At 70.5% G+C, this 26,056-nt stretch carries 10 protein-coding genes; 6 read left to right on the top strand and 4 right to left on the bottom strand.

Features of this window, described 5'->3' with window-relative positions; all coding sequences use genetic code 11:
* Window positions 1-12: 12 nt before the first annotated feature.
* From ACFXKZ_RS19130 to ACFXKZ_RS19120, 3 genes are all read left to right on the top strand, one after another.
* A complete protein-coding gene (locus ACFXKZ_RS19130; protein ID WP_380001879.1) occupies window positions 13-564 on the top strand; it encodes a hypothetical protein in 552 nt (183 codons plus the stop codon).
* A gap of 1 nt (window position 565) precedes the next feature.
* Window positions 566-1,594 (top strand): 3-oxoacyl-ACP synthase III family protein, encoded by a 1,029-nt coding sequence (locus ACFXKZ_RS19125; protein WP_380001877.1) that lies wholly within the window; start codon window positions 566-568, stop codon window positions 1,592-1,594.
* A gap of 82 nt (window positions 1,595-1,676) precedes the next feature.
* Window positions 1,677-2,549: a 2-oxo acid dehydrogenase subunit E2 gene (locus ACFXKZ_RS19120; RefSeq protein ID WP_380001875.1), complete on the top strand. Its 873-nt coding sequence runs from the start codon at window positions 1,677-1,679 to the stop codon at window positions 2,547-2,549.
* A 94-nt stretch (window positions 2,550-2,643) separates the two neighbouring features.
* On the opposite strand, the gene ACFXKZ_RS19115 is transcribed toward ACFXKZ_RS19120, so the two are convergent.
* From ACFXKZ_RS19115 to ACFXKZ_RS19100, 4 genes are all read right to left on the bottom strand, one after another.
* Window positions 2,644-3,363 carry an SDR family NAD(P)-dependent oxidoreductase gene (locus ACFXKZ_RS19115; RefSeq protein WP_380001873.1) on the bottom strand — a complete coding sequence of 240 codons (720 nt, stop codon included), beginning with the start codon at window positions 3,361-3,363 and terminating at the stop codon, window positions 2,644-2,646.
* Between the two features lie 170 nt (window positions 3,364-3,533).
* Window positions 3,534-4,700, bottom strand: coding sequence for a cytochrome P450 (locus ACFXKZ_RS19110; RefSeq protein WP_380002073.1), 1,167 nt, complete (start codon window positions 4,698-4,700; stop codon window positions 3,534-3,536).
* Between the two features lie 62 nt (window positions 4,701-4,762).
* Entirely contained in the window at window positions 4,763-5,011 is a 249-nt protein-coding gene (locus ACFXKZ_RS19105; RefSeq protein ID WP_380001871.1) for a ferredoxin, read from the bottom strand.
* Window positions 5,012-5,082: 71 nt separating this feature from the next.
* On the bottom strand, window positions 5,083-6,294 hold the full coding sequence (locus ACFXKZ_RS19100) for a cytochrome P450 (RefSeq protein ID WP_380001869.1): 1,212 nt from the start codon (window positions 6,292-6,294) through the stop codon (window positions 5,083-5,085).
* A 253-nt stretch (window positions 6,295-6,547) separates the two neighbouring features.
* Here ACFXKZ_RS19100 and ACFXKZ_RS19095 point away from each other — a divergent pair, with 253 nt between their 5' ends.
* The 3 genes from ACFXKZ_RS19095 (at window position 6,548) to ACFXKZ_RS19085 (ending at window position 26,056) form a co-directional block, all read left to right on the top strand.
* Window positions 6,548-13,024, top strand: a complete 6,477-nt coding sequence (locus tag ACFXKZ_RS19095; RefSeq protein ID WP_380001867.1) for an SDR family NAD(P)-dependent oxidoreductase — start codon at window positions 6,548-6,550, stop codon at window positions 13,022-13,024.
* A gap of 44 nt (window positions 13,025-13,068) precedes the next feature.
* Window positions 13,069-24,861 carry an SDR family NAD(P)-dependent oxidoreductase gene (locus ACFXKZ_RS19090; RefSeq protein WP_380001865.1) on the top strand — a complete coding sequence of 3,931 codons (11,793 nt, stop codon included), beginning with the start codon at window positions 13,069-13,071 and terminating at the stop codon, window positions 24,859-24,861.
* A 79-nt stretch (window positions 24,862-24,940) separates the two neighbouring features.
* Window positions 24,941-26,056: an alpha/beta fold hydrolase gene (locus ACFXKZ_RS19085; RefSeq protein WP_380001863.1), complete on the top strand. Its 1,116-nt coding sequence runs from the start codon at window positions 24,941-24,943 to the stop codon at window positions 26,054-26,056.

Below are 26,056 nucleotides of genomic sequence, written 5' to 3'. Positions count from 1 at the left end.
AAGGGGAAGATCATGGCGCACCCGACGAAATGGTCCCGCGCCCGCAGTGCGGCGCTGGTCGCGCTGTGCGTGACCACCACCGCGACGGTGATGGCGTCCGACGCGTTCGCGGCGGACGGCGACAAGCGGGGCAATCGATGTGTGGAAGTCGGCGGAGTCACCGAGCAGACGGTCAAGTACAGCACGGTCGGCTCGGCGAACCCGCCCATGCAGCAGATCGGTGACACCGCCACCTACTACGACGTGATCTACGACAAGCAGGACAACATCATCGGCGACGCGGTCGGGTTCGTCACGATCACCGGCCGCCGGCCCTCGGACGGCCACCTGATCAGCGAGTACCACGAGGCCGTGCATCTGCCGCAGGGCACCTTCCGGGACTCGGCCACCGGCATCGACCGGGACGGGATGATCGCGGGCGAGTGGCTGCACCTCAAGGCGATCGGCACCGGCGGCTCCTTCGCGGGCAAGCGCGGATACCGCCGCTGGCACCTGATTCCGCCGCTGTCCAATCCCCCGGTGCCCAGCGAGCGGGCGGCCGTGGTCATCCGGCTGTGCGGCTGACGTGGACGGCGACGTCCACATCCGGTCGATCGGCACCGCGCTGCCGGGTCCGGCGATCGACAACGCCACCCTGGGGCGGCGGTTGCGCATGGGCGGGCAGTGGGAGCAGTGGGTCGAGACGTTCATCGGCACCAGGAGCCGGCACCTGTCGATCGACCTGGACACGGCCAAGCCCGCGCACTCGTTGGCGGACCTGTGCGAGACGGCCGGCCGACGTGCCCTGGAGGGCGCGGGGCGGGCCGCCGAGGACGTGGACCTGCTGGTCCTGGCCACCGCCTCACCGGACCTGTTGATGCCCACGACGGCGAACGTGGTCGCCGACAGGTTGCGGATCAACGGCGTGCCCACGTACCAGATCCAGTCGGGCTGCTGCGGCGCGTTCCAGGCGCTGAGCCTGGCGCAGCAGTTGCTGGCGGGCGGCGAGTATCGCAACGCCCTGGTCCTGGGTGGCGACGTGTCGGCCAAGTTCTACGACTTCGACCTGGATTTCGCGACGCTGCCGCCCGACCAACTGGTGCACTACGTACTGTTCGGCGACGGTGCCGGCGCGGCGGTCCTGGAGCGCACGTCGGCTCCCGGCGCGGCGGTGATCCGCCAGTTGTTCACCAGGCTCACCGGCCTGGACCGCGAACCCGGGCAGACGCTGGACTGGTACGGCCCGGGGGATCGGGGCTCGGATCGGCCGCCCGCGATCGAGGACTACAAGGCGATCGAGGAGCGGGTGCCGCTGATGTCCGCCGAGATCCTGGACGAGCTCCTGGACGACACCGGGTGGCAACGCGACGAGATCGACTACCTGTTGCCGCCGCAGTTGTCCGGGCGGATGACCACGAAGATCGTGGATCTGCTGGCGCTGCCCGGTGCGTACGAGATCAGCCGGGTGCGCGAGATCGGCAACAACGGCAACGCCACCCCGTTCTTCCAATTGGAGAGCGCCTTCGAACGGGCGATCCCCGGTCAGCGCCTGCTCGGCATCTCGGTGGAGTCCAGCAAGTGGATCAAGGGCGGTTTCGCCGTCGAGACCGTCTGAGCACCGCCATCGACCCGGCCCGTGATTCCGTCATGGGGTCCGCGGCCGGGACCCGACCTCGCGACAGCGTAAGGAGCCCCTCGTGCGAAGCACTCCGGTGCCCCGGGAGCGCCGCCACACCCTGTACTTCCTGGAGCAGACCCGGGGCTTCGCCCCGGTGTTCCTGGACACCGACGTCGACATGTCCCGTGTGCGCGAACACCGCGCCGGTCGCCGCGAGGCGGGGCACTCGTACTCGCTGGTGTCCTATGTGGCCCTGGCCGCCGGCCGCGCCCTGGCCGCGCATCCCGACGCCAACGCCGCCATCCGCGGTCGGCTGCGGCCGAGGGTGGCGCACTACCCCACGGTCGACGCCAAGATCACCCTGGACCGGGTGCTGAACGGACGAAGGGTGGTGCTCGCGACGGTCGTTCCGCGCGTGGACACCGCCGGTATCGACGAAATCCAGGACCGGCTGCGGCCGTTCCGGGACGGGGATCCGGCGCAGATGCCGGAGTTCGCCAAGGTGCGCCTGCTGCATCGGCTGCCGATGCCTTTGGGGCGCTTGGCGTTTCGGCTCGCGACCCGCCCGCTGGCGCGCCGGGCGGAGTCGTTCGGCACCGTCGCGATCACCTCGCTCGGTCACCGCCCCGTGCACGGCTTCCACTCGGTGGGCGGCACCACGATCACCCTGGGCGTGGGACAGGTGCGCGACGTGGCGGTGGTGCGCGACGAGCGGGTGGTGGTCCGCCCGGTGATGCGCCTGAGCCTCGCGTTCGACCACCGGGTGATCGACGGGGCGGAGGCGGCCGACGTCCTGACCGACATCAAGGACAACCTCGAAACGCTCGCATCCGTCGGGGAGGGCGAGACACGGTCCGAATCCGCCGAGGACCGACTCCTCGACGCGGTCGCGCGAGAGGCCCCCTCCCCCGTCGACACCGACCCGTCCGTCCTGGCGCGGGGCACGGGCTGACCCGAACCGACCCGGTTCGAGGGATTCGACGCGACGACGTCGCCGCCGGCGGGAGATCCCACCGGCGGCGACGTCGTCGTATGCGGTATGCGCCCTACCCCTCGAATCCGCCGACGACCTCCTCGACCCGGTCCCGTTTGGCGTACATGTCCCAGAACCGATCCGCCAGATCCTCGGGCCACACGCGCACGACGCCCTGCGCGGACGTGAACGCGGTCTTGGCGTCGAACTTCTCCTGGGCCTCGCTCTTTTCGATCAGCGCGCCGATGGTCAACGCGCCGGCGTACACACCCTTGTCCGCGAGGGAACTGTTGAGCGTGTAGATGTAGTTGCGCAGTCCGGCGAAGGCGATGCCGACGTTGCTCATGAAGGACACCGGCTGACTGCCGACCGAGCCGAGACCGAACAGCAGCCCGCCCTCGCCACGTTCGATCATGGCGGGTAGTACGTGCCGCACGAGCACGATCGGCGCGAGCAGGCGCACGTCCAGCTGTGGTTGGAGGTTGTCCAGGTCCAGGTCCAGCGTGGCGACCGGCTGTTCGGTGATGCCCGCCGGGCTGTACTCGATCACGTCGATGCCGCCGAGCGCGGAGCCGATCTCGTCAACGGTCGCGCCGAGCCGGGTGTGGTCGGCGAGGTCGGCCGTGAAGGTGTGCGCCTCCACGCCCTCGTTCGCCAACGCGGCACGCAACTCCTCCAGCCGTTCCTTGCGTCGGGCGACGAGTGCGACTCGATATCCCTCGGCTCCGAAGCGCCGGGCCACGGCGAGTCCCAGGCCGCTCCCCGCCCCGAAAATGGCGATGGTCTTGGACATTGGTGTGGGAACCTCTCTGCCGAGCCGAGCGCGCCGATGCCGACGGCTCGGGAACGGGAAACATGGGGGTACGGGGGTAGGGCGTACACGGGAATCACCGGCGCCGAACGCGCACCGGGGCACCGGGGCACCGGGGCACCGGGTCGCCACCTGGCTACCGGGTCACCAGGTCACCAGGTCACCGGGACTTCGTGGATCCCGTACATGATCGTGTCGTTCTTGAACGGCAGTTCCGCCAACGGCACGGCCAGTCGCAGATCCGGGATGCGTTCGAGGAGGGTGCCGAGCACGATCTCCAACTCCAGTCGGGCCAGGTTCTGTCCCAGGCACTGGTGGATGCCGTATCCGAAGGCCAGGTGCGGTCGGGCGTCGCGGTGCGCATCGAACTCGTCCGGGTCGTCGAAGACCTTCGCGTCCCGGTTGGCCGCGCCGTTGGACAGCAGTACACCCTCTCCGGCCCGAATGGTCACGCCGTCGATTTCGATGTCGGCGAGCGCCACTCGGTTCGTGGAATGGTCGGAGATGCTGAAGTAGCGCAGGAACTCCTCCACCGCGTCGGGGATCAGCGTCGGATCGTCCCGCAGTTCGGCGAGGCGGTCCGGGTGCTCCAACAAGTAGGTGACCGCGAGCGAGATCATGTTCGCCGTGGTCTCGTGGCCGGCGACCAGGATCAACAGCGCCATCCCGGCCAGGTGTTCGTTGTCCTCGACCCCGGCCTCGCGATACTTCACCGCGAGCCGGCTGAGCACGTCGTCGGTCGGTTCGTTCTGCTTGGTTACCACCAAGTCGCTCAGGAACGTCCGCAGTTCGGTCATCGAGCCGAGCCGCTCGGGGCCGCCGGCATTACGATCGACCATGATCCGGGCCCGGGTCTGGAAGAACTCCCGGTCTGCGTACGGCACTCCCAGCAGGTCACAGATCACCAGCGAGGGAACGGGCAGGGACAGCGCCTGGACCAGGTCGACCGGGCGGGGGCCCGCGAGCAGCCCGTCCACGTGCGTGGTGACGATCTCCTCGATCCGCGGTCGCAGGCGCTGTACCCGCCGGACGGTGAACTCGCTGATCACCATGCGTCGATACGTGGTGTGCTCCGGCGGGTCCATCCACGGCAGAAAGCCCGCGGGGTTGATCCCGCCCTGCCCCGCCAGCAGCGCGGGGAAGCCGGGATGCACGCGGTTGGCGCTGAGGTTGGGGTCGGTGAACAGTCGGCGTACCGCGTCGTGCGCGGTGACCAGCCAGGCCCACCGACCGGTGGGCAGCCGAACCCGGGTGATGGGTTCGCGCTCGCGCAGCTCCGCGTACTCCTTCGGCGCACCGAAGGGGCAGGCGCGCGGCATCGGGTAGGCGAGCAGGTCCGCCACCCGGGGGTCGCCGGTTTCGATGGTGACGTCGTTGTCGCTCACGTGGCGGCTCCGTTCGGGGGTGCGTCGGGGATGGACGGCTCCGGTGCGGGCGCGGTGGTGAGCGTGATCGCTCGGGCCGGACAGCGCAACACCGCGTCCCGGACGGCCCGCAGGTTCTCGGGCTCCGACGCGCCGGGAAGCACGAACGACAGGCCGTCCTCGTCCCCCTGATCGAAAACATCCGGTGCCGCGAGCACACACTGTCCGGCACCCACGCAGGCGTCGCGGTCCACTTCCACACTCATCGCGCTCCACTTCCGCTCGGTCGCGCTCGGGCGCTCGGGGCCGTCCCGGTGCCCCGCGGCCGGGGACCGGGTCACCAGGTCACCGGTACTTCGTGCACGCCGAACATGATCGCGTCGTTCTTGAACGGCAGTTCCGTCACGGGCACGGCCGTCCGTAGTCCCGGGATCCGGCCGAAGAGCGTGCGAAAGACGATCTCCAGTTCCAACCGGGCCAGGTTCTGCCCGAGGCACTGGTGGATGCCGTATCCGAACGCCACATGTGTGCGGGTGTCCTGGTGGATGTCCAGCACCTCGGGATGCGCGAACACGCTCGGATCCCGATTGGCCGCCGCGTTCGACAGCAGCACGCCCTCGCCCGCGCGGATGGTCACCCCGCCGATCTCGATGTCGGCGATCGCGATCCGGCTGGTGACGTTGTCCGCGACGCTGAAGTAGCGCAGCAGTTCCTCCACCGCACGCGGTGCCAGTGTGGGGTCGGCGAGCAACGCGGCCACCTGGTCGGGGTGTTCCAGGAGCGCCACGGTACCCAGCGAGATCGTGCTCGCCGTGCTCTCGTAGCCGCCGACCAGGATCAGCAGTGCGAGCCCGGTCAGGTGCCCGTGGTCGTCGCGGCCCTCGTCCCGGTGCTTGACCACCAGCCGACTGAGCATGTCGTCCTGCGGCTGCTTGCCCTTGATCAGCAACAACTCACCGAGATAGGTGCGCAGTTCCCGCAGCGCGGCGGCGCGTTCCTGGGCGGTGTGGATACGACTGACCATGATCATCGCATGCCGCTGGATGTGGTCCAGGTCCTCGTACGGGACGCCGAGCAGGTCACATATGGTCAGTGACGGCACGGGCAGCGACAGTGCCTGGACCAGGTCCACCGGCCGCGGTCCGGCGAGCATCGCACTGACGCAGTCGTCCACGATCTCCTGGATGCGCGGGCGCATGCGGGCGATCCGACGCACCGTGAACTCGTTGATCACCATCCGCCGGTACGTGGTGTGCTCCGGCTGGTCCATCCACGGCAGGAAACCTTTCGACTGCTCGTCGAAGGACTGCTTGCGCGGAGCCAGTGCCGGGAATTCGGGATGCGCGCCGTTGGCACTGAGATTGGGGTCCAGGAAGAGTCTGCGCACGTCCTGATGCCGGGTGATCAGCCAGGCGGCTTTTCCGCTCGCCAATTGCACCTGCGTGATGGGCCGTTCGCTCCTCAGCTCGGCGTACTGCGGCGAGAGGTCGAACGGACACGATCTCGGCATGGGAAACGTCGGCAGGTGTGCCGAGGCGGTCTCTGTCACGATGCAACTCCCTTACCGGCAAGTCATGAGCAGCCAGTGTCGGAGTCCGCGCTTAAACGCCCCTTAGCACCTTCTTAAAGGCGACGGCCTTGGCCCACGGCCCCCATCCGCCGCGAAACCGCAGGCCGGAGGATGTTAAGGACGTTTTAAGCGCCCTCTAAGCACCTCTGCGAACGCTGAGCGGCACGGTGCCCGACTGCTGCTCCGGTCGGCGAAACGTACGTTCTCTCCCACCTGTTGAGGCTGATACCGGATGGCGAACGAAGACAAGCTGCGCGACTATCTGCGGCGGGTGACGGGCGAGCTCCAGGAGACGCGCGACCGGCTGCGCGAGCTCGAAGCCGGCCGGTCGGAACCGATCGCGATCGTGGGGATGGGATGTCGCCTTCCGGGCGGCGTGCGCGATGCCTCGGACCTGTGGCGACTGGTTCGCGACGGCGTCGACGCCATCTCGGCGTTTCCCGACGACCGGGGCTGGGACCTGGATTCGGTCCACGACCCGGATCCGGACGCCATCGGGCACACCTACGTGAGAGAGAGCGGTTTCCTGCACGACGCGGGCGACTTCGACGCGGGCTTCTTCGGGATCTCGCCGCGCGAGGCGACGGCCATGGACCCGCAGCAGCGCCTGTTGTTGGAGACCGCGTGGGAAACCCTCGAAAACGCCGGGATCGCCCCGACCGCACTGTTCGGGGGCAACACCGGGGTCTTCACCGGGGTGATCGCCCAGGAGTACGTCCCCGCCGGCCGGGACGCGGTCACCCGGGCCGGGGAGGGCTACTTCCTGACCGGGAACACGGTGAGCGTGGCGTCCGGGCGAATCGCGTACGCACTGGGCCTGGAGGGCCCGGCCGTCACCGTCGACACCGCCTGCTCGTCGTCCCTGGTCGCCCTGCACCTGGCCTGCCAGGCGCTGCGCAACGGCGAATGCGATCTCGCGCTCGCGGGTGGCGCGACGGTCCTGCCCAGCCTGAACCCGTTCCTGGAGTTCAGCCGTCAGCGCGGACTGGCCCCGGACGGCCGCTGCAAGCCCTTCGCCGCCGGCGCCGACGGCTTCGCACTCGCCGAGGGCGTCGGCCTGGTCCTGCTCGAACCGCTGAGCCGGGCGCGCGACAACGGTCACACCGTGCTTGCGGTGATCAGGGGTTCGGCGGTGAATCAGGATGGTGCCAGCAATGGTTTGACGGCGCCGAGCGGGCCGTCGCAGCAGCGGGTGATCCGGGCGGCGTTGGCGGGTGCGGGGTTGACGGCGGGTCAGGTCGACGTGGTGGAGGCGCACGGGACCGGGACGGCGTTGGGGGATCCGATCGAGGCGCAGGCGTTGTTGGCCACGTACGGGCAGGGCCGTGAGCCGGGGCGGCCGTTGTGGTTGGGGTCGGTGAAGTCGAACATCGGGCACACCCAGGCCGCCGCCGGGATCGCCGGTGTGATCAAGATGGTCCAGGCGTTGCGGCACGAGACCCTGCCCGCGACGCTGCACGTGGACGAGCCGACCCCCCACGTCGACTGGGACACCGGCGCGGTCTCCCTGCTCACCGAGGCCCGGCCGTGGCCGCGCACCCCCGACCGCCCGCGACGCGCTGCGGTGTCCTCGTTCGGGATCAGCGGCACCAACGCCCACCTCGTCCTCGAACAGGGCGACCCCACCCCGAACGAGGCCGGCGGCGAGGATGCCGACGGCATCTCGGTGCCCTGGCTGCTGTCGGGTCGGACCGAAGCGGCGCTGCGGGCCCAGGCCGCCCGGTTGCGGGACTTCGCGGTGGCGCATCCCGACGCGGATCCGCGTGGAGTCGGCGCGGCGCTCGCCCGTACCCGCGCCGCCCTTGAGCATCGGGCCGCGGTGCCCGCCGACGACCGCGCCGACCTCCTGGCCGGGTTGGCCGCACTGGCACGCGGCGACCTCGAGGCGGGCGCGGTTCGCGCGATCGCGCACGAGGACTGCCGGGTCGTGTTCGTCTTTCCCGGCCAGGGTTCCCAATGGCCCGGCATGGCCCGCGAACTCCTCGACAGCTCACCGGTGTTCGCCCAGGCGCTGGGCGAGTGCGCCGATGCCCTCGCCCCTTACATCGACTGGAACCTCGTCGACGTCGTCACCGGAGCCGACCAAGCCCCCTCCCTCGACCGCGTCGACGTCGTACAACCCGCCCTGTGGGCCATGATGATCAGCCTCGCCCGCCTGTGGGAACACCACGGCATCCACCCCGACGCCGTCATCGGCCACTCCCAAGGCGAAATCGCCGCCGCCCACATCGCCGGAGCACTCACCCTCCACGACTCCGCCCGCATCATCGCCCTACGCTCCCAAGCCATCACCACCCTCACCACCCACGGCGGCATGCTCTCCATCGCCCAACCCCCACACACCATCCGACAACTCCTCACCCACCACCCCCACCTCACCATCGCCGCCCTCAACGGCCCCCACTCCACCGTCATATCCGGAAACCACCAAGAACTCGACCAACTCCAGGCACACTGCGAAACCCACGACATCCGACACCGCCGCATCCCCGTCACCTACGCCTCACACAGCCCCCACGTCGAACCACTCCACCCACAAATCCTCACCGACCTCGCCGACATCAAAGCCCTGACCGCAGACATCCCGATGTACTCCACCGTCACAGCGGCACCGCTCGACGGCACCGCCTGCACCCCCGAGTACTGGTACACCAACCTCCGCACCACCGTCCGCTTCCAAGAGACCGTCGAAGCCCTCCTCACCGACGGACACACGCTCTTCATCGAGACCAGCCCGCACCCGGGGCTCACCGTCGGTCTCGACGAAACCATCGACGCCCACCCCGTCCGCGCCGCGGCGATCGGCACACTGCGTCGCGAACACGGGGATCTCCGCACGTTCCACGCCGCCGTCACACACGCGCACATCCACGGCGCGGCCCCGGACTGGGACACATTCCTCCCACCCTCGATCGCGACCGATCTGCCCACGTACGCGTTCCAACGAGAGCGCTACTGGCTCACCTCGACGACGCCGACGCACACGGCGGGCTTCGATCAGCGCGAGTCGACCCATCCGCTGCTCGACGCCGACACGGAACTCGCGGACGGACTCCTGCTCACCGGGCGGCTGTCGCTCGCGACCCACCCCTGGCTCGCCGACCACGCGGTACACGACACCGTCCTGCTCCCCGGCACCGCCTTTCTCGACCTCGCCCTGCACGCCGCGACCCGGTTCGAGGACACTCCCGATCTGGAAGAGCTGACGCTGGAGAATCCGCTGCCGCTCTTCGAGCGACAGGCGGTTCGGCTACACGTCACCGTGGGCCCTGCCGACGACACCGGGCACCGGCCCCTGACGATCGACTCCCGGGCCGAGTCCACGGATCCCGGCGCCGCGCCGCGCGCCTGGACCCGGCACGCCACCGGCACCCTCGCGCCGGCCGCCGAGGCCATCGAACCCGCGAGAGTCGACGCCGTCGGGCCCCCGGCCGGCGCGCGCCCGATCGACCTCGCCGACGCGTACGCGGAACTGGCCGCGCAGGGTCACCACTACGGGCCGCTCTTCCGAGGGCTGACCGCCCTGTGGCGCGACGGCGACGACCTCTACGCCGAGATCCGCCTGCCGGACGACGCCGACCCGACCGGCCACACCATCCACCCCGCCCTCCTCGACGCCGCGCTGCATGCCGTGCTGCTCACCCGGGACGACACCGAGACCACCCGACTTCCGTTCGCGTTCACCAGTATCCGGCACACAGCCACCGGTGCCACCCGTGCGCGGGTGCGTCTGGGTTCCGGCGGCGAACACGGCTTCTCGGTGGCTCTCGACACCCCGCAAGGCGACCACCTCGTCACGATCGACACCGTGACCACTCGGCCGATCGATGCCGCCCGGCTCGCCGCGCTCACGCCACGGGACGAGCAGGGTCTGCACGAGCAACGCTGGCAGCCGCTCCCGACGACAGCGGGCCCGGCGGCGGCCGGAGCCGGTGTCTGGGCGATGCTCGGTCGCCCCTCCGCCAACCTCACCGAGGCCATGGACGCCTCCGGCACCACCTTCGACACCCACCAGGACCTCACGGCGCTTCGCGAGGCGGTCCGCAACGGGGCTCCGGTCCCGGACGTCGTGATCGCGCCCGCCGGCCGGATCCCGGCCGAAGTCGATGCCTCGGACATACCCGGGCAGGCCCGGGCGGCGATATCGGGTGCCCTTGCTCTGCTGCAGGAGTGGCTCGGGTACGAGGAGTTCGTCGCGTCCCGCCTGGTGTTCGTGACCAAGCAGGCAATCGCCACCCACCACGGCGATCGCCTCGACAACCTGCCGCACGCACCACTGTGGGGCCTGGTCCGCGCGGCCCAGAGCGAGCACCCCGACCGATTCGGGCTGGTCGACGTGGCCGCGGGCACCAAGACCGCGAACGTCATCGCGGCCGTGGCCGCCGATCGGCCGCAGGTCGCCGTCAGGCAGCAGCAGTTGCTGATCCCGGAGTTGGTCCCGTACCTGCCGCCGCTCACCGTGCCCGCCGACGCGTCGACCTGGCGGCTCGGTACGACCGGCCGGGGCACCCTGGAGAACGTGGCGCTGCTGCCCGTGACCGAGCCGGACGGCCCGCTGCCCGCCGGCCGGGTGCGGGTCGCGCTGCGCGCGATCGGTCTCAACTTCCGCGACGCGCTGATCGCGTTGGGAAGTTACTTCGGCACGGCACCGATCGGCAGCGAGGGTGCGGGGATCGTGCTGGAGACCGGCCCGGGTGTGTCGGACCTCGCGCCCGGCGACGCGGTGATGGGGCTGTTCGCGGACGGCGTGGGCCCGACGGCCGTCGCCGACCGACGCGCCCTCGCGCCCGTGCCCAAGGGCTGGACGTTCGCGCAGGCGGCCGGCGCCCCGGTCGCGTTCCTCACCGCCTACCACGGGCTGGTCGATCTGGGTGGGCTGCGCTCGGGCGAATCGGTGCTCGTGCACGCGGCGACGGGCGGGGTCGGCATGGCCGCGGTCCGAATAGCCCGACACCTGGGCGCCGAGCCGTACCCGACCGCGAGCCCCGGCAAGTGGCATCTCCTGCGCGCCCAGGGCTTCGACGAGGCGCACATCGCCTCCTCGCGCAGCCTCGACTTCGAGGAGCACCTGCTGCGTTCCACCGACGGCAAGGGGGTGGATGTCGTCCTGAACTCGCTCGCCGGGGATTACGTGGACGCCTCGCTGCGGGTGTTGCCACGCGGTGGACGATTCGTGGAAATGGGCAAGGCCGACATCCGCGATCCGGAGACGATCGCGAGCGCACATCCCGGCGTGGTCTACCGCGCGTTCGACCTGAACACGATCGGTCCGGACGAGGTTCGGCGCATCTTCGCGGTCCTTTCCCCACTGTTCGCGGACGGCACCCTCGAACCGCTGCCGACGACCGGTTGGCACGTCACACACGCTCCCCAGGCCCTGCGACACCTCTCACAGGGACATCACACCGGAAAACTCACGCTCACCCTCCCCCGAGGCATCGACCCCGACGGAACGATCCTGATCACCGGCGGCACCGGCACCCTCGGCGCACTCACCGCACGCCACCTCGTCACAGCACACGGCGCCCGCCACCTCATCCTCACCAACCGCTCCGGCAACACCCCACAAACCCAGGCACTACACAACGAACTCACCGAACTCGGCGCCCACGTCACCATCACCCCAACCGACGCCACCAACCCCCAACAAACCGACACCCTCCTGGCCTCCATCGACCCCGCCCACCCACTCACCGCGATCTTCCACACCGCAGGCACCCTCGCCGACGCCACCCTCGCCAACCAGACAACCCAACACCTCGACACCGTCCTACCACCCAAGATCGACGCCGCGTGGCACCTGCACACCCGAACCGAACATCTCGAACCGGCTCCGACCCTCGTCCTGTACTCCTCCGCCGCCGGAATCCTGGGCAGCCCGGGGCAGGCCAACTACGCCGCCGCCAACACCTTCCTCGACGCCCTGGCTCAACAACGCCACACCCGGGGACACCCCACCGTCAGCCTCGCCTGGGGTCCGTGGCGGCAGACCAGCAACCTCACCGCCGGCCTCGACACTGCCGACCACGAGCGTCATCGCGCCCTGGGCATCACACCCCTCGGGTCGGCACACGCGCTCGGCCTGCTCGACACCGCGCTCAGCACTCCCCATCCCGGCCTCGTTCCGATCAACCTCGCTCGCCGGCCGGCCCGTTCCGCCCGGCCGTCGCCCTCGTCCGGGTCGGCCGAAGGCGTGGTCGCCAGGCTCGCCGCGCTCTCGGAAGCCGAGCAGCACCGCATGCTGCTCGACCTGGTCCGCACCCACGCGGCCACCGTCCTCGGGCACCCCACCGCGCAGACGATCAACGTCGAACAGGGCTTCATGGACCAGGGGTTCGACTCACTCACCGCGATGGAACTGCGCAACCGGCTCAGCTCCGCGCTCGACCATCGGTTGGGCAGCACGGTCCTGTTCGACCACCCGACTCCGGTCGCCTTCGTCCGCTACCTGCGCGCCCGACTGGTCCCGGAGGCGGATCCCCCGCGCTCGGCGGCGGCCGAACTGACGCGCCTGGAAACGATCCTGGCCGACCCGCCGCCGGACGAGGCGACCCGTACCGAACTGGCCGAACGACTCTCGGCCCTCCTGGCGCGACTGAACGCACGGCAGTCTCACGCCTCGGCCGAAGGCGCCCCCGGCACCGACATCGCGTCGGCCACGGACGACGAGATCTTCGAGTACATCAACGAGGAATTCGGCATTTCCTGACCCGCCAGCAGTCACCTGCTCCCACCTGTTGAGGCTGATTCCGGATGGCGAACGAAGACAAGCTCCGCGACTATCTCAAGCTCGTGACGCTCGACCTCAAGCAGACGCGCGACCGGCTGCACCGGGTCGAGACACAGCGCCACGAGCCGATCGCGATCGTCGGTATGGGCTGTCGCTTCCCGGGCGGCGTACGCGATCCGGCCGACCTCTGGCAACTGGTCACCGCAGGCACCGACGCCATCACGACCGATCCGGGCACCCGGGGTTGGCGCCTGGAGGACCTGTACGATCCCGACCCGGAAGCCGACGGTCGCACCTACGCCCGCGAGGGTGGATTCCTGCACGACGCGGGCGACTTCGACGCGGGCTTCTTCGGGATCTCGCCGCGCGAGGCGGCGGCGATGGATCCGCAGCAGCGGCTGCTCCTGGAGACCGCGTGGGAGACGCTGGAAAGTGCCCACATCGACCCGACCACGCTGCGCAGCAGCGGGACCGGCGTCTTCACCGGCGTGATCGCGCAGGATTACGGGTCGAACGTCGCTCCCCGGGACGCCCGCGCCCTCGGGGGCTACCTGGCCACCGGCACGACCACGAGTGTGGCGTCGGGGCGGGTCGCGTACACGTTGGGTCTGGAGGGTCCGGCGATCACCGTCGATACCGCCTGCTCGTCGTCGCTGGTGGCGATCCATCTCGCGAGCCAGGCGCTGCGCAACGGCGAATGCGACCTCGCGTTGGCCGGCGGCGTCACCGTCATGTCGACGCCGACCCCCTTCCTGGAATTCAGCCGCCAGCGCGGACTGGCCCCGGACGGCCGCTGCAAAGCCTTCGCCGCCGACGCCGACGGCTTCGCACTCGCCGAAGGCGTCGGCCTGGTCCTCCTCGAACCACTGAGCCGAGCCCGCGACAACGGTCACACCGTGCTTGCCGTGATCAGGGGTTCGGCCGTCAACCAGGACGGCGCCAGCAGTCGACTCACCGCGCCGAATGGGCCCTCGCAAGAGCGGGTGATCCGCCAGGCGCTCGACAGCGCGCAACTGGTACTCGGCGACATCGACGTGGTGGAGGCGCACGGGACCGGGACGGCGTTGGGGGATCCGATCGAGGCGCAGGCGTTGTTGGCCACGTACGGGCAACACCGCGATCCCGAGCGGCCGTTGTGGTTGGGGTCGGTGAAATCGAACATCGGACACACCCAGGCCGCCGCCGGGATCGCCGGTGTGATCAAGATGGTCCAGGCTCTGCGACACGAGACCCTGCCCGCGACGCTGCACGTGGACGAGCCGACCCCCCACGTCGACTGGGACACCGGCGCCGTCTCGTTGTTGACCGAGGCCCGGCCGTGGCCGCGCATCCCCGACCGCCCACGGCGCGCGGCGGTGTCCTCGTTCGGGATCAGCGGCACCAACGCCCACCTCGTCCTCGAACAGGGCGACCCCACTCCGCAGGACAGCGACCGCGAAGACCCGTCCGGCCCGGCCGTGGTCACGTTGTCCGCGAAGGACGAGCACGCCCTGCGCGCGCACGCCGAACGCCTGCGCGCCCACCTGGACACACACCCCCACCTCACCCCCGCCCGCGTCGCCGCCGGCCTCGCCACCCGCGCTGCGTTCACCCACCGCGCCGCCGTCGTCACCCACGACCGCGACGAACTCGCGACCGCACTCGACGCCCTGGCCGACGACGACACGTCCCACCCCGCCCTCGAACGCGACAGCGCCCGTCCGGGCAAGACCGTCTTCGTCTTTCCCGGTCAGGGCTCCCAATGGCCCGGCATGGCCCGCGAACTCCTCGACACCTCACCGGTGTTCGCCGAACATCTCAACGCCTGCGCACAGGCGTTGGCCCCCTACGTCGACTGGAACCTCGTCGACGTCGTCACCGGAGCCGACCAAGCCCCCTCCCTCGACCGCGTCGACGTCGTACAACCCGCCCTGTGGGCCATGATGATCAGCCTCGCCCGCCTGTGGGAACACCACGGCATCCACCCCGACGCCGTCATCGGCCACTCCCAAGGCGAAATCGCCGCCGCCCACATCGCCGGAGCACTCACCCTCCACGACTCCGCCCGCATCATCGCCCTACGCTCCCAAGCCATCACCACCCTCACCACCCACGGCGGCATGCTCTCCATCGCCCAACCCCCACACACCATCCGACAACTCCTCACCCACCACCCCCACCTCACCATCGCCGCCCTCAACGGCCCCCACTCCACCGTCATATCCGGAAACCACCAAGAACTCGACCAACTCCAAACACACTGCGAAACCCACGACATCCACGCCCGTCGCATTCCGGTCACCTACGCCTCACACAGCCCGGACGTCGAACCACTCCGTCAACAAATCCTCGCCGACCTCGCCCCCATCACTCCCCGACCCACCACCGTCCCCCTCTACTCCGCCGTCACCGCCACACCCATCGACGGCACCCACCTCACCCCCGAACACTGGTACACCAACCTCCGCACCACCGTCCGCTTCCAAGAAACCATCGAAACCCTCCTCACCGACGAACACACCCTCTTCATCGAGACCAGCCCACACCCGGTGTTGACCACGCCGATCGAGGACACCATCCACGAGCGGAGCGTCCGCGCACGCACCGTCGCCACCCTCCGCCGCGACCACGGCGACCTGCACCGGTGGCACACGGCTCTCGCACACGCCTTTGTGGCCGGACGCACCCCCACCCGGCTCGACGCGCCCCAGCCCCGAGACCAGCTGCCCACATACCCGTTCCGGCACGAGACCTTCTGGCTCGCCTCGGCACGGCACGAGCACACGGCCGGCTCCGGGCAGCGCGCCGCGACCCATCCCCTCCTCGACGCGAGCATGGAACTGGCCGACGGGGCAGCACTGTTGCTCACCGGTCGGCTGTCGCTCGCCACCCACCCCTGGCTCGCCGACCACGCCGTACACGACACCGTCCTGCTCCCCGGCACCGCCTTCCTCGACCTCGCCCTGCACGCCGCCGGCCTCTCCGGATGCTCGACGATCGAGGAACTCACCCTGGAAGCCCCGTTACCGCTGCCCGAGCACCACGCGCTCCACCTCCAGATCAGCGTCGGCGCTCCGGACGAACACCAGCGCCGGGCCCTGTCCGTGTACTCGCGTCCCGAAACGCACGACCCCGAAGGCTCCATCGGTTCCGACCGATCCGACAGCCCATCGGTGGCCTGGACCCGACACGTCACCGCCACGCTGGGCATCGAATCCTGGATCGAGCCGGCGCCCACGACCGAGCGTCGTCCGACGGGCGCCGTCGCCGTGGACATCGACAACGCCTACGCGGACTTCGCCGAGCAGGGCTACCACTACGGGCCGACCTTCCAGGGGCTGACCGCACTGTGGCGCGACGGCGACGATCTCTACGCCGAGATCCGCCTGCCGGACGACGCCGACCCGACCGGCCACGCCATCCACCCCGCCCTCCTCGACGCGGCGCTGCACCCGTTGCTGCTCGCCGAGGCCGGCGCCGAGGAGATCCGGCTGCCGTTCACCTTCGGCGGGATCCGGCTGTCCCCCGACTTCGTGCGCGGTACGCACGCGCACGCGCACATCACTGCCACGGGCGACCACGAGCACGCCATCACCCTGACCGACGAGGCCGGGCGCCGCGTCGCGACCGTCGCCACGGTCACGACCAGGCCGATCAGCCGTGCGCAGCTCGCGATCTCGACGGCCCGATCGAACGAGTCGCTGCACCGACTCGACTGGCACCCCTACCCCACGAGGGCCGACACTCCCCCGGACACCGCGGGGTGGGCGGTCCTCGGCACCCCCGAAGACATCGGGGCGATTCCCGCCCTCGCCGCGCTCGATCTGCCCGCACACCCCGATGTGCCCTCGGCACTCCGGGCGGGCGCCGGCACGCTCCTCGTCGCCGCGCCGCGGGTCATGCCGCAGGAACCGGCGCTGCCCGCCGCCGCGTTCCGGGCCACGGCGCTGATACTGCGCGGGCTTCAGGACCGGCTCGCGGTCGACGATTCGCGCGCCTCCTCCGCTCGGCTGGTCGTCGTCACCAGCCGGGCCGTACCCACCCACCACGGCGATCCGCTGACCAACCTGGCGCAGGCCCCGCTGTGGGGGCTGCTCCGGAGCGCGCAGGCCGAGCACCCCGACCTGTTCGCCATCGTGGACACCGACCCGCACGCCGACCCCGGCCTGCTGGCCGCCACGATCGCCGCCGGCGCGACCGACGGGCAACCGCAGCTCGCGATCCGGCACCGGCAGATACTCGCACCCCGGCTCGTCCGACACACATCACCGTTGGCGGTTCCGTCGGGCCCGACCCCGTGGCGGCTGGAAGTGCCCCGTCCGGGCGGCTTCGACGGGCTCGCGCTCGTACCCGCGCCCGGGTTGACCCGTCCGCTGGGCCCCGGTGAGGTGCGCTTGGCCCCGGCGGCGGTCGGCCTCAACTTCCGGGACACCCTGATCACGCTCGGGCTGTACCCCGGGGAGCGTCCGCACGTGGGCGGCGAGGGCGCCGGCACGGTGCTCGAAGTCGGGCCGGGTGTGCCGAACGTGCGCCCCGGTGATCGGGTCATGGGCCTCCTGGAACACGGCACCGCGTCGGTGACGATCACCGATCATCGACTGCTCATGCCGGTACCGGACGACTGGTCGGACGCGCAGGCGGCGGCCGTCCCCGTCGCGTTCGCCACGGCGTACCACGCGCTGCACGACCTGGCGGCCCTGCGTCGCGGCGAGCGGTTGCTCATCCACACCGCCACCGGCGGCGTGGGCCAGGCCGCCGGCCAACTCGCCCGGTACATCGGCGCCGAGGTCTACGCGACGGCGAGCCGGAGCAAGCACGAGACACTGGCCGAGCTGGGCTACCCGGCCGACCGCGTGGCGGACTCCCGTACCCACGACTACGCCGACCGGTTCCTCACCGCCACCGACGGGGGCGGTCTGGACGTGGTCCTGCACTCGCTCGCCGACGAACACACGGACACCACACTGCGGTTGCTGCCTCGCGGCGGGCGGTTCATCGACATGGGCAAGGCAGACATCCGAGACGGCGCGGAGGTCGCGGCGCGGCATCCCGGGGTCGAGTATCGGGCGTTCGATCTGACCGACGCGGGATTCGACCGGATCGGCCGGATCTTCGCCGTACTGGCCCGGTTGTTCGCCAACGGGTCCCTACGGCCGCTGCCGACGACCGGTTGGCACGTCACACACGCTCCCCAGGCCCTGCGACACCTCTCACAGGGACATCACACCGGGAAACTCACGCTCACCCTCCCCCGAGGCATCGACCCCGACGGAACGATCCTGATCACCGGCGGCACCGGCACCCTCGGCGCACTCACCGCACGCCACCTCGTCACAGCACACGGCGCCCGCCACCTCATCCTCACCAACCGCTCCGGCAACACCCCACAAACCCAGGCACTACACAACGAACTCACCGAACTCGGCGCCCACGTCACCATCACCCCAACCGACGCCACCAACCCCCAACAAACCGACACCCTCCTGGCCTCCATCGACCCCGCCCACCCACTCACCGCGATCTTCCACACCGCAGGCACCCTCGCCGACGCCACCCTCGCCAACCAGACAACCCAACACCTCGACACCGTCCTACCACCCAAGATCGACGCCGCGTGGCACCTGCACGAGGGGACCAGGCACCTTCGACCGGCACCCACCCTCGTGCTCTACTCCTCCGCCGCCGCAACGCTCGGCAGCGCGGGACAGGCCAACTACGCGGCGGCGAACGCCTTCCTGGACGCCCTCGCCCACCATCGCCACTCCCAGGGGCATCCCACCGTCAGCCTCGCGTGGGGCCCCTGGCAGGAGACGAGCAACCTCACCGCCGGGCTCGGTGCGGCGGACCATCAGCGCCACCGAGCCCACGGCATCACCCCGCTGACCACACCGCACGCGCTCGGCCTCCTCGACACCGCACTGCGCACGCCGCATCCCACCCTCGCCCCGATCAACCTCGGGCAGCACCGGAGCGAGCGCGGTACACGAACGCCGGCTCGTACCGCGACCCCGACCACGAAGCTCGTCGGGCTCTCCGAGGCGGAGCAGACGCGAACGCTGCTGGAACTCGTTCGCACCCAGGTGGCACAGATCCTCGGACACGCGACGCCGGAGGCGGTCGACGCGGATCGGCCGTTCAAGGACCTCGGGTTCGACTCGCTGACGGCCGTCGAACTGCGCAACCTGGTCAACAACGCGACCGGACTGCGCCTCCCCAGCAGCCTCGTCTTCGACCACCCCACCCCCACTCGGCTCGCGGCATTCCTGCGCACACAACTCGCCGACGCCGAGCCGACGGCTGCCACGGCCGCGCCTGCGTCCGCGCCGACACCGAGCGCCGCAGTCGTCTCCGGGGGGAGCGAGGAGCCGATCGCAATCGTCGGCATGGGGTGCCGTTTCCCGGGCGACGTGCGGGGGCCGGCGGACCTCTGGCGGCTGATCACCGACCGGACGGACGCGATCAGCGTCCTCCCGGAGAACCGGGGTTGGGACACCGCCCGACTGCACGACCCGGACCCGGACGCCACCGGCCACACCTACGCCCGGGAGGGCGGTTTCCTGCACGACGCGGGCGACTTCGACGCCGTCTTCTTCGGGATTTCGCCGCGGGAGGCGGCGGCGATGGACCCGCAGCAGCGCCTGCTTCTCGAAACGGCGTGGGAAACCTTCGAGAACGCCCGCCTCGATCCCACCGCGCCGGCCGTGCGCAACACCGGGGTCTTCACCGGCGTCGTGGCACAGAACTACGCGGACAACCCGGCGCCCCACCACGCGCGCAACCTGGAGGGCTACCTGGCCACCGGCACCACGACCAGCGTGGCGTCCGGGCGGATCGCGTACACGCTGGGTCTGGAGGGTCCGGCGATCACCGTCGACACCGCCTGCTCGTCGTCGCTGGTGGCGATCCATCTCGCGAGCCAGGCGCTGCGCAACGGCGAATGCGACCTCGCGTTGGCCGGCGGCGTCACCGTCATGTCGACGCCGACCCCCTTCCTGGAATTCAGCCGCCAGCGCGGACTGGCCCCGGACGGCCGCTGCAAACCCTTCGCCGCCGACGCCAACGGATTCGCACTCGCCGAAGGCGTCGGCCTGGTCCTCCTCGAACCCCTGAGCCGAGCCCGCGACAACGGCCACACCGTACTCGCCGTGATCAGGGGTTCGGCGATCAACCAGGACGGTGCCAGCAACGGTTTGACGGCGCCGAACGGGCCGTCGCAGCAGCGGGTCATCCGCAGCGCCTTGACCAACGCCGGATTGACGGCCGATCAGGTCGACGCGGTGGAGGCGCACGGGACAGGCACCACGCTCGGGGATCCGATCGAGGCGCAGGCGTTGTTGGCCACGTACGGGCAACACCGCGATCCCGAGCGGCCGTTGTGGTTGGGGTCGGTGAAATCGAACATCGGACACACCCAGGCCGCCGCCGGGATCGCCGGTGTGATCAAGATGGTCCAAGCTCTGCGACACGAGACCCTGCCCGCGACGCTGCACGTGGACGAGCCGACCCCCCACGTCGACTGGGACACCGGCGCCGTCTCGTTGTTGACCGAGGCCCGGCCGTGGCCGCGCACCCCCGACCGCCCGCGACGCGCCGCGGTGTCCTCGTTCGGGATCAGCGGCACCAACGCCCACCTCGTCCTCGAACAGGGCGACCCCACCCCGAACGAAGCCACCGACCACGAAGTCCCGTCCGGTCCGGCCGTGATCGCGCTGTCCGCCAAGGACGACCACGCCCTGCGCACACACGCGGAACGCCTGCACGCCCACCTCGTCGAGCGCCCCGAGACGACGCCGGCCGCGCTCGCCGCGGCCCTGCGTACACGTTCCGTGTTCGACCATCGGGCGACGATCGTCACCGACGACAGCGACGAACTCGTGGCCGCACTCGACGCCTTGGCCACCGACGCGTCTCACCCCGCCCTCGACCGCGACGTCGCCCGTCCGGGTAAGACCGTGTTCGTGTTCCCGGGTCAGGGCGCGCAATGGGTCGGCATGGGCGCCCGACTCCTGGATACGTCACCGGTGTTCGCCGAACATCTCAACGCCTGCGCACAGGCGTTGGCCCCCTACGTCGACTGGAACCTCATCGACGTCGTCACCGGAGCCGACCAAGCCCCCAGCCTCGACCGCGTCGACGTCGTACAACCCGCCCTGTGGGCCATGATGATCAGCCTCGCCCGCCTGTGGGAACACCACGGCATCCACCCCGACGCCGTCATCGGCCACTCCCAAGGCGAAATCGCCGCCGCCCACATCGCCGGAGCACTCACCCTCCACGACTCCGCCCGCATCATCGCCCTACGCTCCCAAGCCATCACCACCCTCACCACCCACGGCGGCATGCTCTCCATCGCCCAACCCCCACACACCATCCGACAACTCCTCACCCACCACCCCCACCTCACCATCGCCGCCCTCAACGGCCCCCACTCCACCGTCATATCCGGAAACCACCAAGAACTCGACCAACTCCAAACACACTGCGAAACCCACGACATCCACGCCCGTCGCATTCCGGTCACCTACGCCTCACACAGCCCCCACGTCGAACCACTCCACCCACAAATCCTCACCGACCTCGCCCCCATCACCCCCCAACCCACCACCATCCCCCTCTACTCCACCGTCACCACCACACCCATCGACGGCACCCACCTCACCCCCGAACACTGGTACACCAACCTCCGCACCACCGTCCGCTTCCAAGAAACCATCGAAGCTCAACTACGCGACGGCTACACGCACTTCATCGAGACCAGCCCGCATCCGGTGCTGACCGCGGCCATCCTCGAGATCATCGACGAGAACACCGCCGAGGACACGAACAGCGCGAAGGGCGCGCCGGTGCCCGCCACCGTGCAGGGCACCCTGACCCGCGACGAAGACACCCCCGCGCGGGTGCACACCGCACTCGCCCGCGCGTTCGCCACCGGACTGCTCCCCGAGTGGCCGCCCTCGGCCGCGACGCTCGCGGCCGACGTGCCGACCTATCCCTTCCGGCCCGAGACCTATTGGGTCGAAGCCGGCCACACCCGGGCCGACGCCGGCGGTCTGGGACAACTCGCGTCGCCGCACCCGCTGCTGGGCGCCGCCGTGGAACTGGCGGACGGGGATGGGCTGGTCCTGACCGGCCGGCTGTCCCTGGCCACCCACCCCTGGCTCGCCGACCATGCCGTACACGACACCGTCCTGCTTCCCGGAGCCGCCTTTCTCGACCTCGCCCTGCACACGATCGGGCTGCTCGACGGCCGGCACGATCTGGAGGACCTGGTCCTGCACGCTCCGTTGGCGCTCTTCGAGCAGCAGGCGATACACCTGCAACTGTCCGTCGGCGCCCCGGACGAGTCCGGGCACCGCACACTGGCCATCCACTCGCGACCCGAGTCGGCGGACCCCGACACCGCGCCCGGCGCCTGGACCCGGCACGCCGGTGCCACCGTCACCCCGGCCGGCGGCCGGGCCACGGCGGACCGGACGATGGGCGGCGCGTGGCCCCCGGTCGGGGCGAAGCCCGTGGATCTGCTCGACCGGTACGCGGACTTCGCCCGCCAGGGCTACCGGTACGGGCCCCTCTTCCAGGGGCTGACCGCCCTGTGGCGCGACGGCGACGACCTCTACGCCGAGATCCGCCTGCCGGACGACGCCGACCCGACCGGCCACACCATCCACCCTGCCCTCCTCGACGCCGCGTTCCAACCTTTGGCGGCCGTCTTCGCCGACGGCCGCGACCTGCACCTGCCGTTCGCGTTCGGCGGCGTGCGCCACACGCCGGGGGCGGGCACTGTCGTGCGGGCACGACTGAGCCGCACCGGATCGAACACGTTCAGCGTGACCGTGACCGACCCCGACGGCGCGCATTTCCTCGACGTCGAGACGCTGACGACCCGGGTGATCGGCCCGGAACAACTCGCCGCGCTCGACCATCGCCCCGTGAAGGGCCTGCACGTGGTGCGGTGGGAACCGTACGACGCCGGCAACTCCTCGGCGGAGGCCACGAATCCGGTTGTGCTCGCGGAACCCGGTCACTGGCTTGCGACGGCCCTGGCCGCCGCCGGACACGACGTCGTCGCCCATCCACACCTCGATGCGCTGAACGCGGCGATCCGCGCCGGCGCTCCGGTGCCGGCCGTCGTCCTGGTGCCGGCGGACGGGCCGGCGGTCGACCCGGCCGCCGAGGAGGCGTCGGGCATGGACGTACCGCAGGCAGCGCGGTATGCCGTGGAGCGGGCACTCGCGTTGACGCGGGAGTGGCCGGCCCAGCTCGCGTACGAGCGCTCGCGCCTGGTGTTCGTCACCCGCGATGCCGTGGCCACCGGGCCGGAGGATCTGCTGGACAACCTGGCGCACGCACCGCTGTGGGGCCTGCTCCGCTCGGCGCACAGCGAACATCCGGGCAGCTTCGGGATGGTGGACGTCGACGGCGGCGGGGGCCCGAGCGCGCCGCAGGCCCTGGCGTCCGCCGTCACGGCGGCGGAACCCGAACTGGCCATCCGGGCGAACCGCCTGCTCGCACCGACGCTGACCGCCTACACCCCGGCCGGCGCCGAGGAAGAGGAAAACTCGTCCCTCACGATCGACCCCGAAGGGACCATCCTGATCACCGGTGGCACCGGCACCCTCGGGTCGCTGACGGCACGTCACCTGATCACCCGCCACGGTGCCAGGCACCTGGTGCTGACCAGCCGCACCGGTGGCACCCCCGAAACCGACACGATCGTCGCCGAACTCGGGGAGTTGGGCGCCGAGGTCGCCGTAGTGCGAGCGGACGCGAGCGACCCCTCACGGATGGCGGAGCTGTTCGACGGCATAGACCCGGCCCACCCACTCACCGCGATCTTCCATGCCGCCGGCACCCTCGCCGACGCCGCGCTCACCAACCAGACGTCGGAACACCTCGACATCGTGCTGCCTCCGAAGATCGACGCCGCCTGGCACCTGCACACCCTCGGCGCGCGGCTCAGCCGCGCCCCCGCCCTGATCCTGTACTCCTCGGCGGCGGCCACGTTCGGCAGTCCCGGGCAGGCCAACTACGCGGCGGCCAACACCTTCCTGGACGCCCTCGCCCACCATCGCCACGCACGGGGCCTGCCCGGCACCAGCCTCGCGTGGGGTCCCTGGCAGCAGACCAGCAACCTCACCGCCGCACTCACCGCCGTCGACCACGAACGCCACCGAGACCAGGGCGTCGTCCCCTTGGCGACGCCACACGCGCTCACCCTGCTGAGCTCCGCGCTGGCCGCACCGCTGCCCGCCCTCACCGTGATCGACCTGCGCCGACGCACCGTCGCCCAGCCCACGCCGAGGCGCCGCGCCTATGCCGAACTCCCGGCCGAGGAACGCCGGAAGGCGCTGCTCGACCTGGTCCGGGACACGGTCGCGAGCGTGTCGGGTCGTGGGGGCGGCGGGCACGAGGAGATCGACGACCGTCAGTTCAAGGACCTCGGGTTCGACTCGATGACGGCGGTGGAGCTGCGCAACCGGCTCGGCGCGGCCACCGGGCTGCGCCTGCCGGCCACACTCGTCTTCGACCACGCGACCCCGTTCGCGGTAGCCCGTTTCCTGGACGAGCGTCTGGCCGAGGGCCTGGACGACGACGGCGCCTCGCCCACGTCGGCGCTCCTCGCCGACCTCGACCGGTTCCACGCGGCGGTGGCCGGGTTGACCGCCGAGGACCGTACGCGCGGCGAGGCCGTCGTCCGGCTGCGGGAGATTCTCCGCAGCCTGGACGACGCGCACGACGTCACCGACCCGCAGGCGCCGGACCTCGACACGGAGATCGAAACGGCGTCCGCCGAGGGCATCCTCGATCTCATCGACCGCCGGTTCGGTGCGCTGTGACGCGCCACCCCCGCGAGCCCACGAGCCGTATGCCCGCCACCGCAGCCGCCCATCCATCGCCCGCCGGGAGGCGTCCCGCATGAACGACATCGACGAGCTGAAGCAATTCGTGGAGATCCACGCCAGGTCCCAGAACATCCCGACCGCGCGCTATCGCGAGATCGTCGCGAACGTGACCCACGACCGCGGCGACACCGAGGGCTCGTGGGTCCGGGCATGGAGCGACGCGGCGCGGGAGTTGGAGGCGAAGGGCCGTCCGCTCGACGCCTGTCGGCACTACAACATGGCCCGCTTCCCGTTCGTGGACGGGCCGGACCGGCAGCACGCCCTCGATCGTTGTGTGGCCGCGTTCGATCTGTGGCGCCGGACCCAGGGCGACATCGAGCCGTTGCTCGTGGAATCGCCCGACGGGCCGTTGCGCTGCTGGACGGCCAATCTGTCGCCGACCAGGGCTCGTCCGATCCTGTTGGTGACGGGCGGGATCGTCAGCGTCAAGGAGCAGTGGGCCCCGGTCCTGGCCCAGGCGAAGCGGCTCGGAATGGCCGGTGTGGTCACCGAGATGCCCGGCGTGGGCGAGAACGGGCTGCGCTACGACGCGGACAGTTGGCGGATGTTCCCCTCGGTACTGGACGCGGTGGCCCGGCACGCACCGGTGGAGTCGGTGTACGCGGTGGCGTTGAGCTTCAGCGGGCATCTCGCGTTGCGTGCGGCGACGCACGACGACCGGATCAAGGGCGTGATCACCGCCGGGGCGCCGATCGAGCACTTCTTCTCCGACGCGCAATGGCGACGACGGGTGCCCCGGGTGACCCGGGACACCCTGGCCCACCTGGCGCGGGTCGCGCCCGACGAGGTGGGTGCGCACATGAGCGAATGGGGCCTGGGCAAGAACGAGTTGGCGGCCCTGGACATTCCGGTCGCCTACATGACCAGTCTGCGTGACGAGATCATCCCGCCCGGCGACGCGGAGGCGATCCGCGAGCACGTCCGGCGGCTCACGCTGATCGGCAACGACGACGTGCACGGCTCGCCGGACCACGTGGTCGAGACGCGGTTGTGGATCCTGCTGAACCTGCTCCGGATGAGCGGTCGGCGAGGCCCGCAGCGCGCCGTGCTCGGCACGCTGTGGCGCGTGGCGCGCACACGCAACCGCTTCAAGGAGCAGGGCAGGGTCGCGGAAAGGGTGAACGGCTGA

The sequence above is a fragment of the Embleya sp. NPDC059237 genome (assembly GCF_042754105.1).
Classification (GTDB): Bacteria; Actinomycetota; Actinomycetes; order Streptomycetales; family Streptomycetaceae; genus Embleya.
This window is presented reverse-complemented; position numbering and strand designations above follow the sequence as displayed.

What these genes read in the sequence shown, in the direction of transcription:
- ACFXKZ_RS19110 (WP_380002073.1), bottom strand. Translation starts at nt 4,700, where the DNA reads ATGCCGCGCGCCTGCCCCTTCGGTGCGCCGAAGGAGTACGCGGAGCTG.
- ACFXKZ_RS19115 (WP_380001873.1), bottom strand. Translation starts at nt 3,363, where the DNA reads ATGTCCAAGACCATCGCCATTTTCGGGGCGGGGAGCGGCCTGGGACTC.
- ACFXKZ_RS19090 (WP_380001865.1), top strand. Translation starts at nt 13,069, where the DNA reads ATGGCGAACGAAGACAAGCTCCGCGACTATCTCAAGCTCGTGACGCTC.
- ACFXKZ_RS19105 (WP_380001871.1), bottom strand. Translation starts at nt 5,011, where the DNA reads ATGAGTGTGGAAGTGGACCGCGACGCCTGCGTGGGTGCCGGACAGTGT.
- ACFXKZ_RS19085 (WP_380001863.1), top strand. Translation starts at nt 24,941, where the DNA reads ATGAACGACATCGACGAGCTGAAGCAATTCGTGGAGATCCACGCCAGG.
- ACFXKZ_RS19095 (WP_380001867.1), top strand. Translation starts at nt 6,548, where the DNA reads ATGGCGAACGAAGACAAGCTGCGCGACTATCTGCGGCGGGTGACGGGC.
- ACFXKZ_RS19130 (WP_380001879.1), top strand. Translation starts at nt 13, where the DNA reads ATGGCGCACCCGACGAAATGGTCCCGCGCCCGCAGTGCGGCGCTGGTC.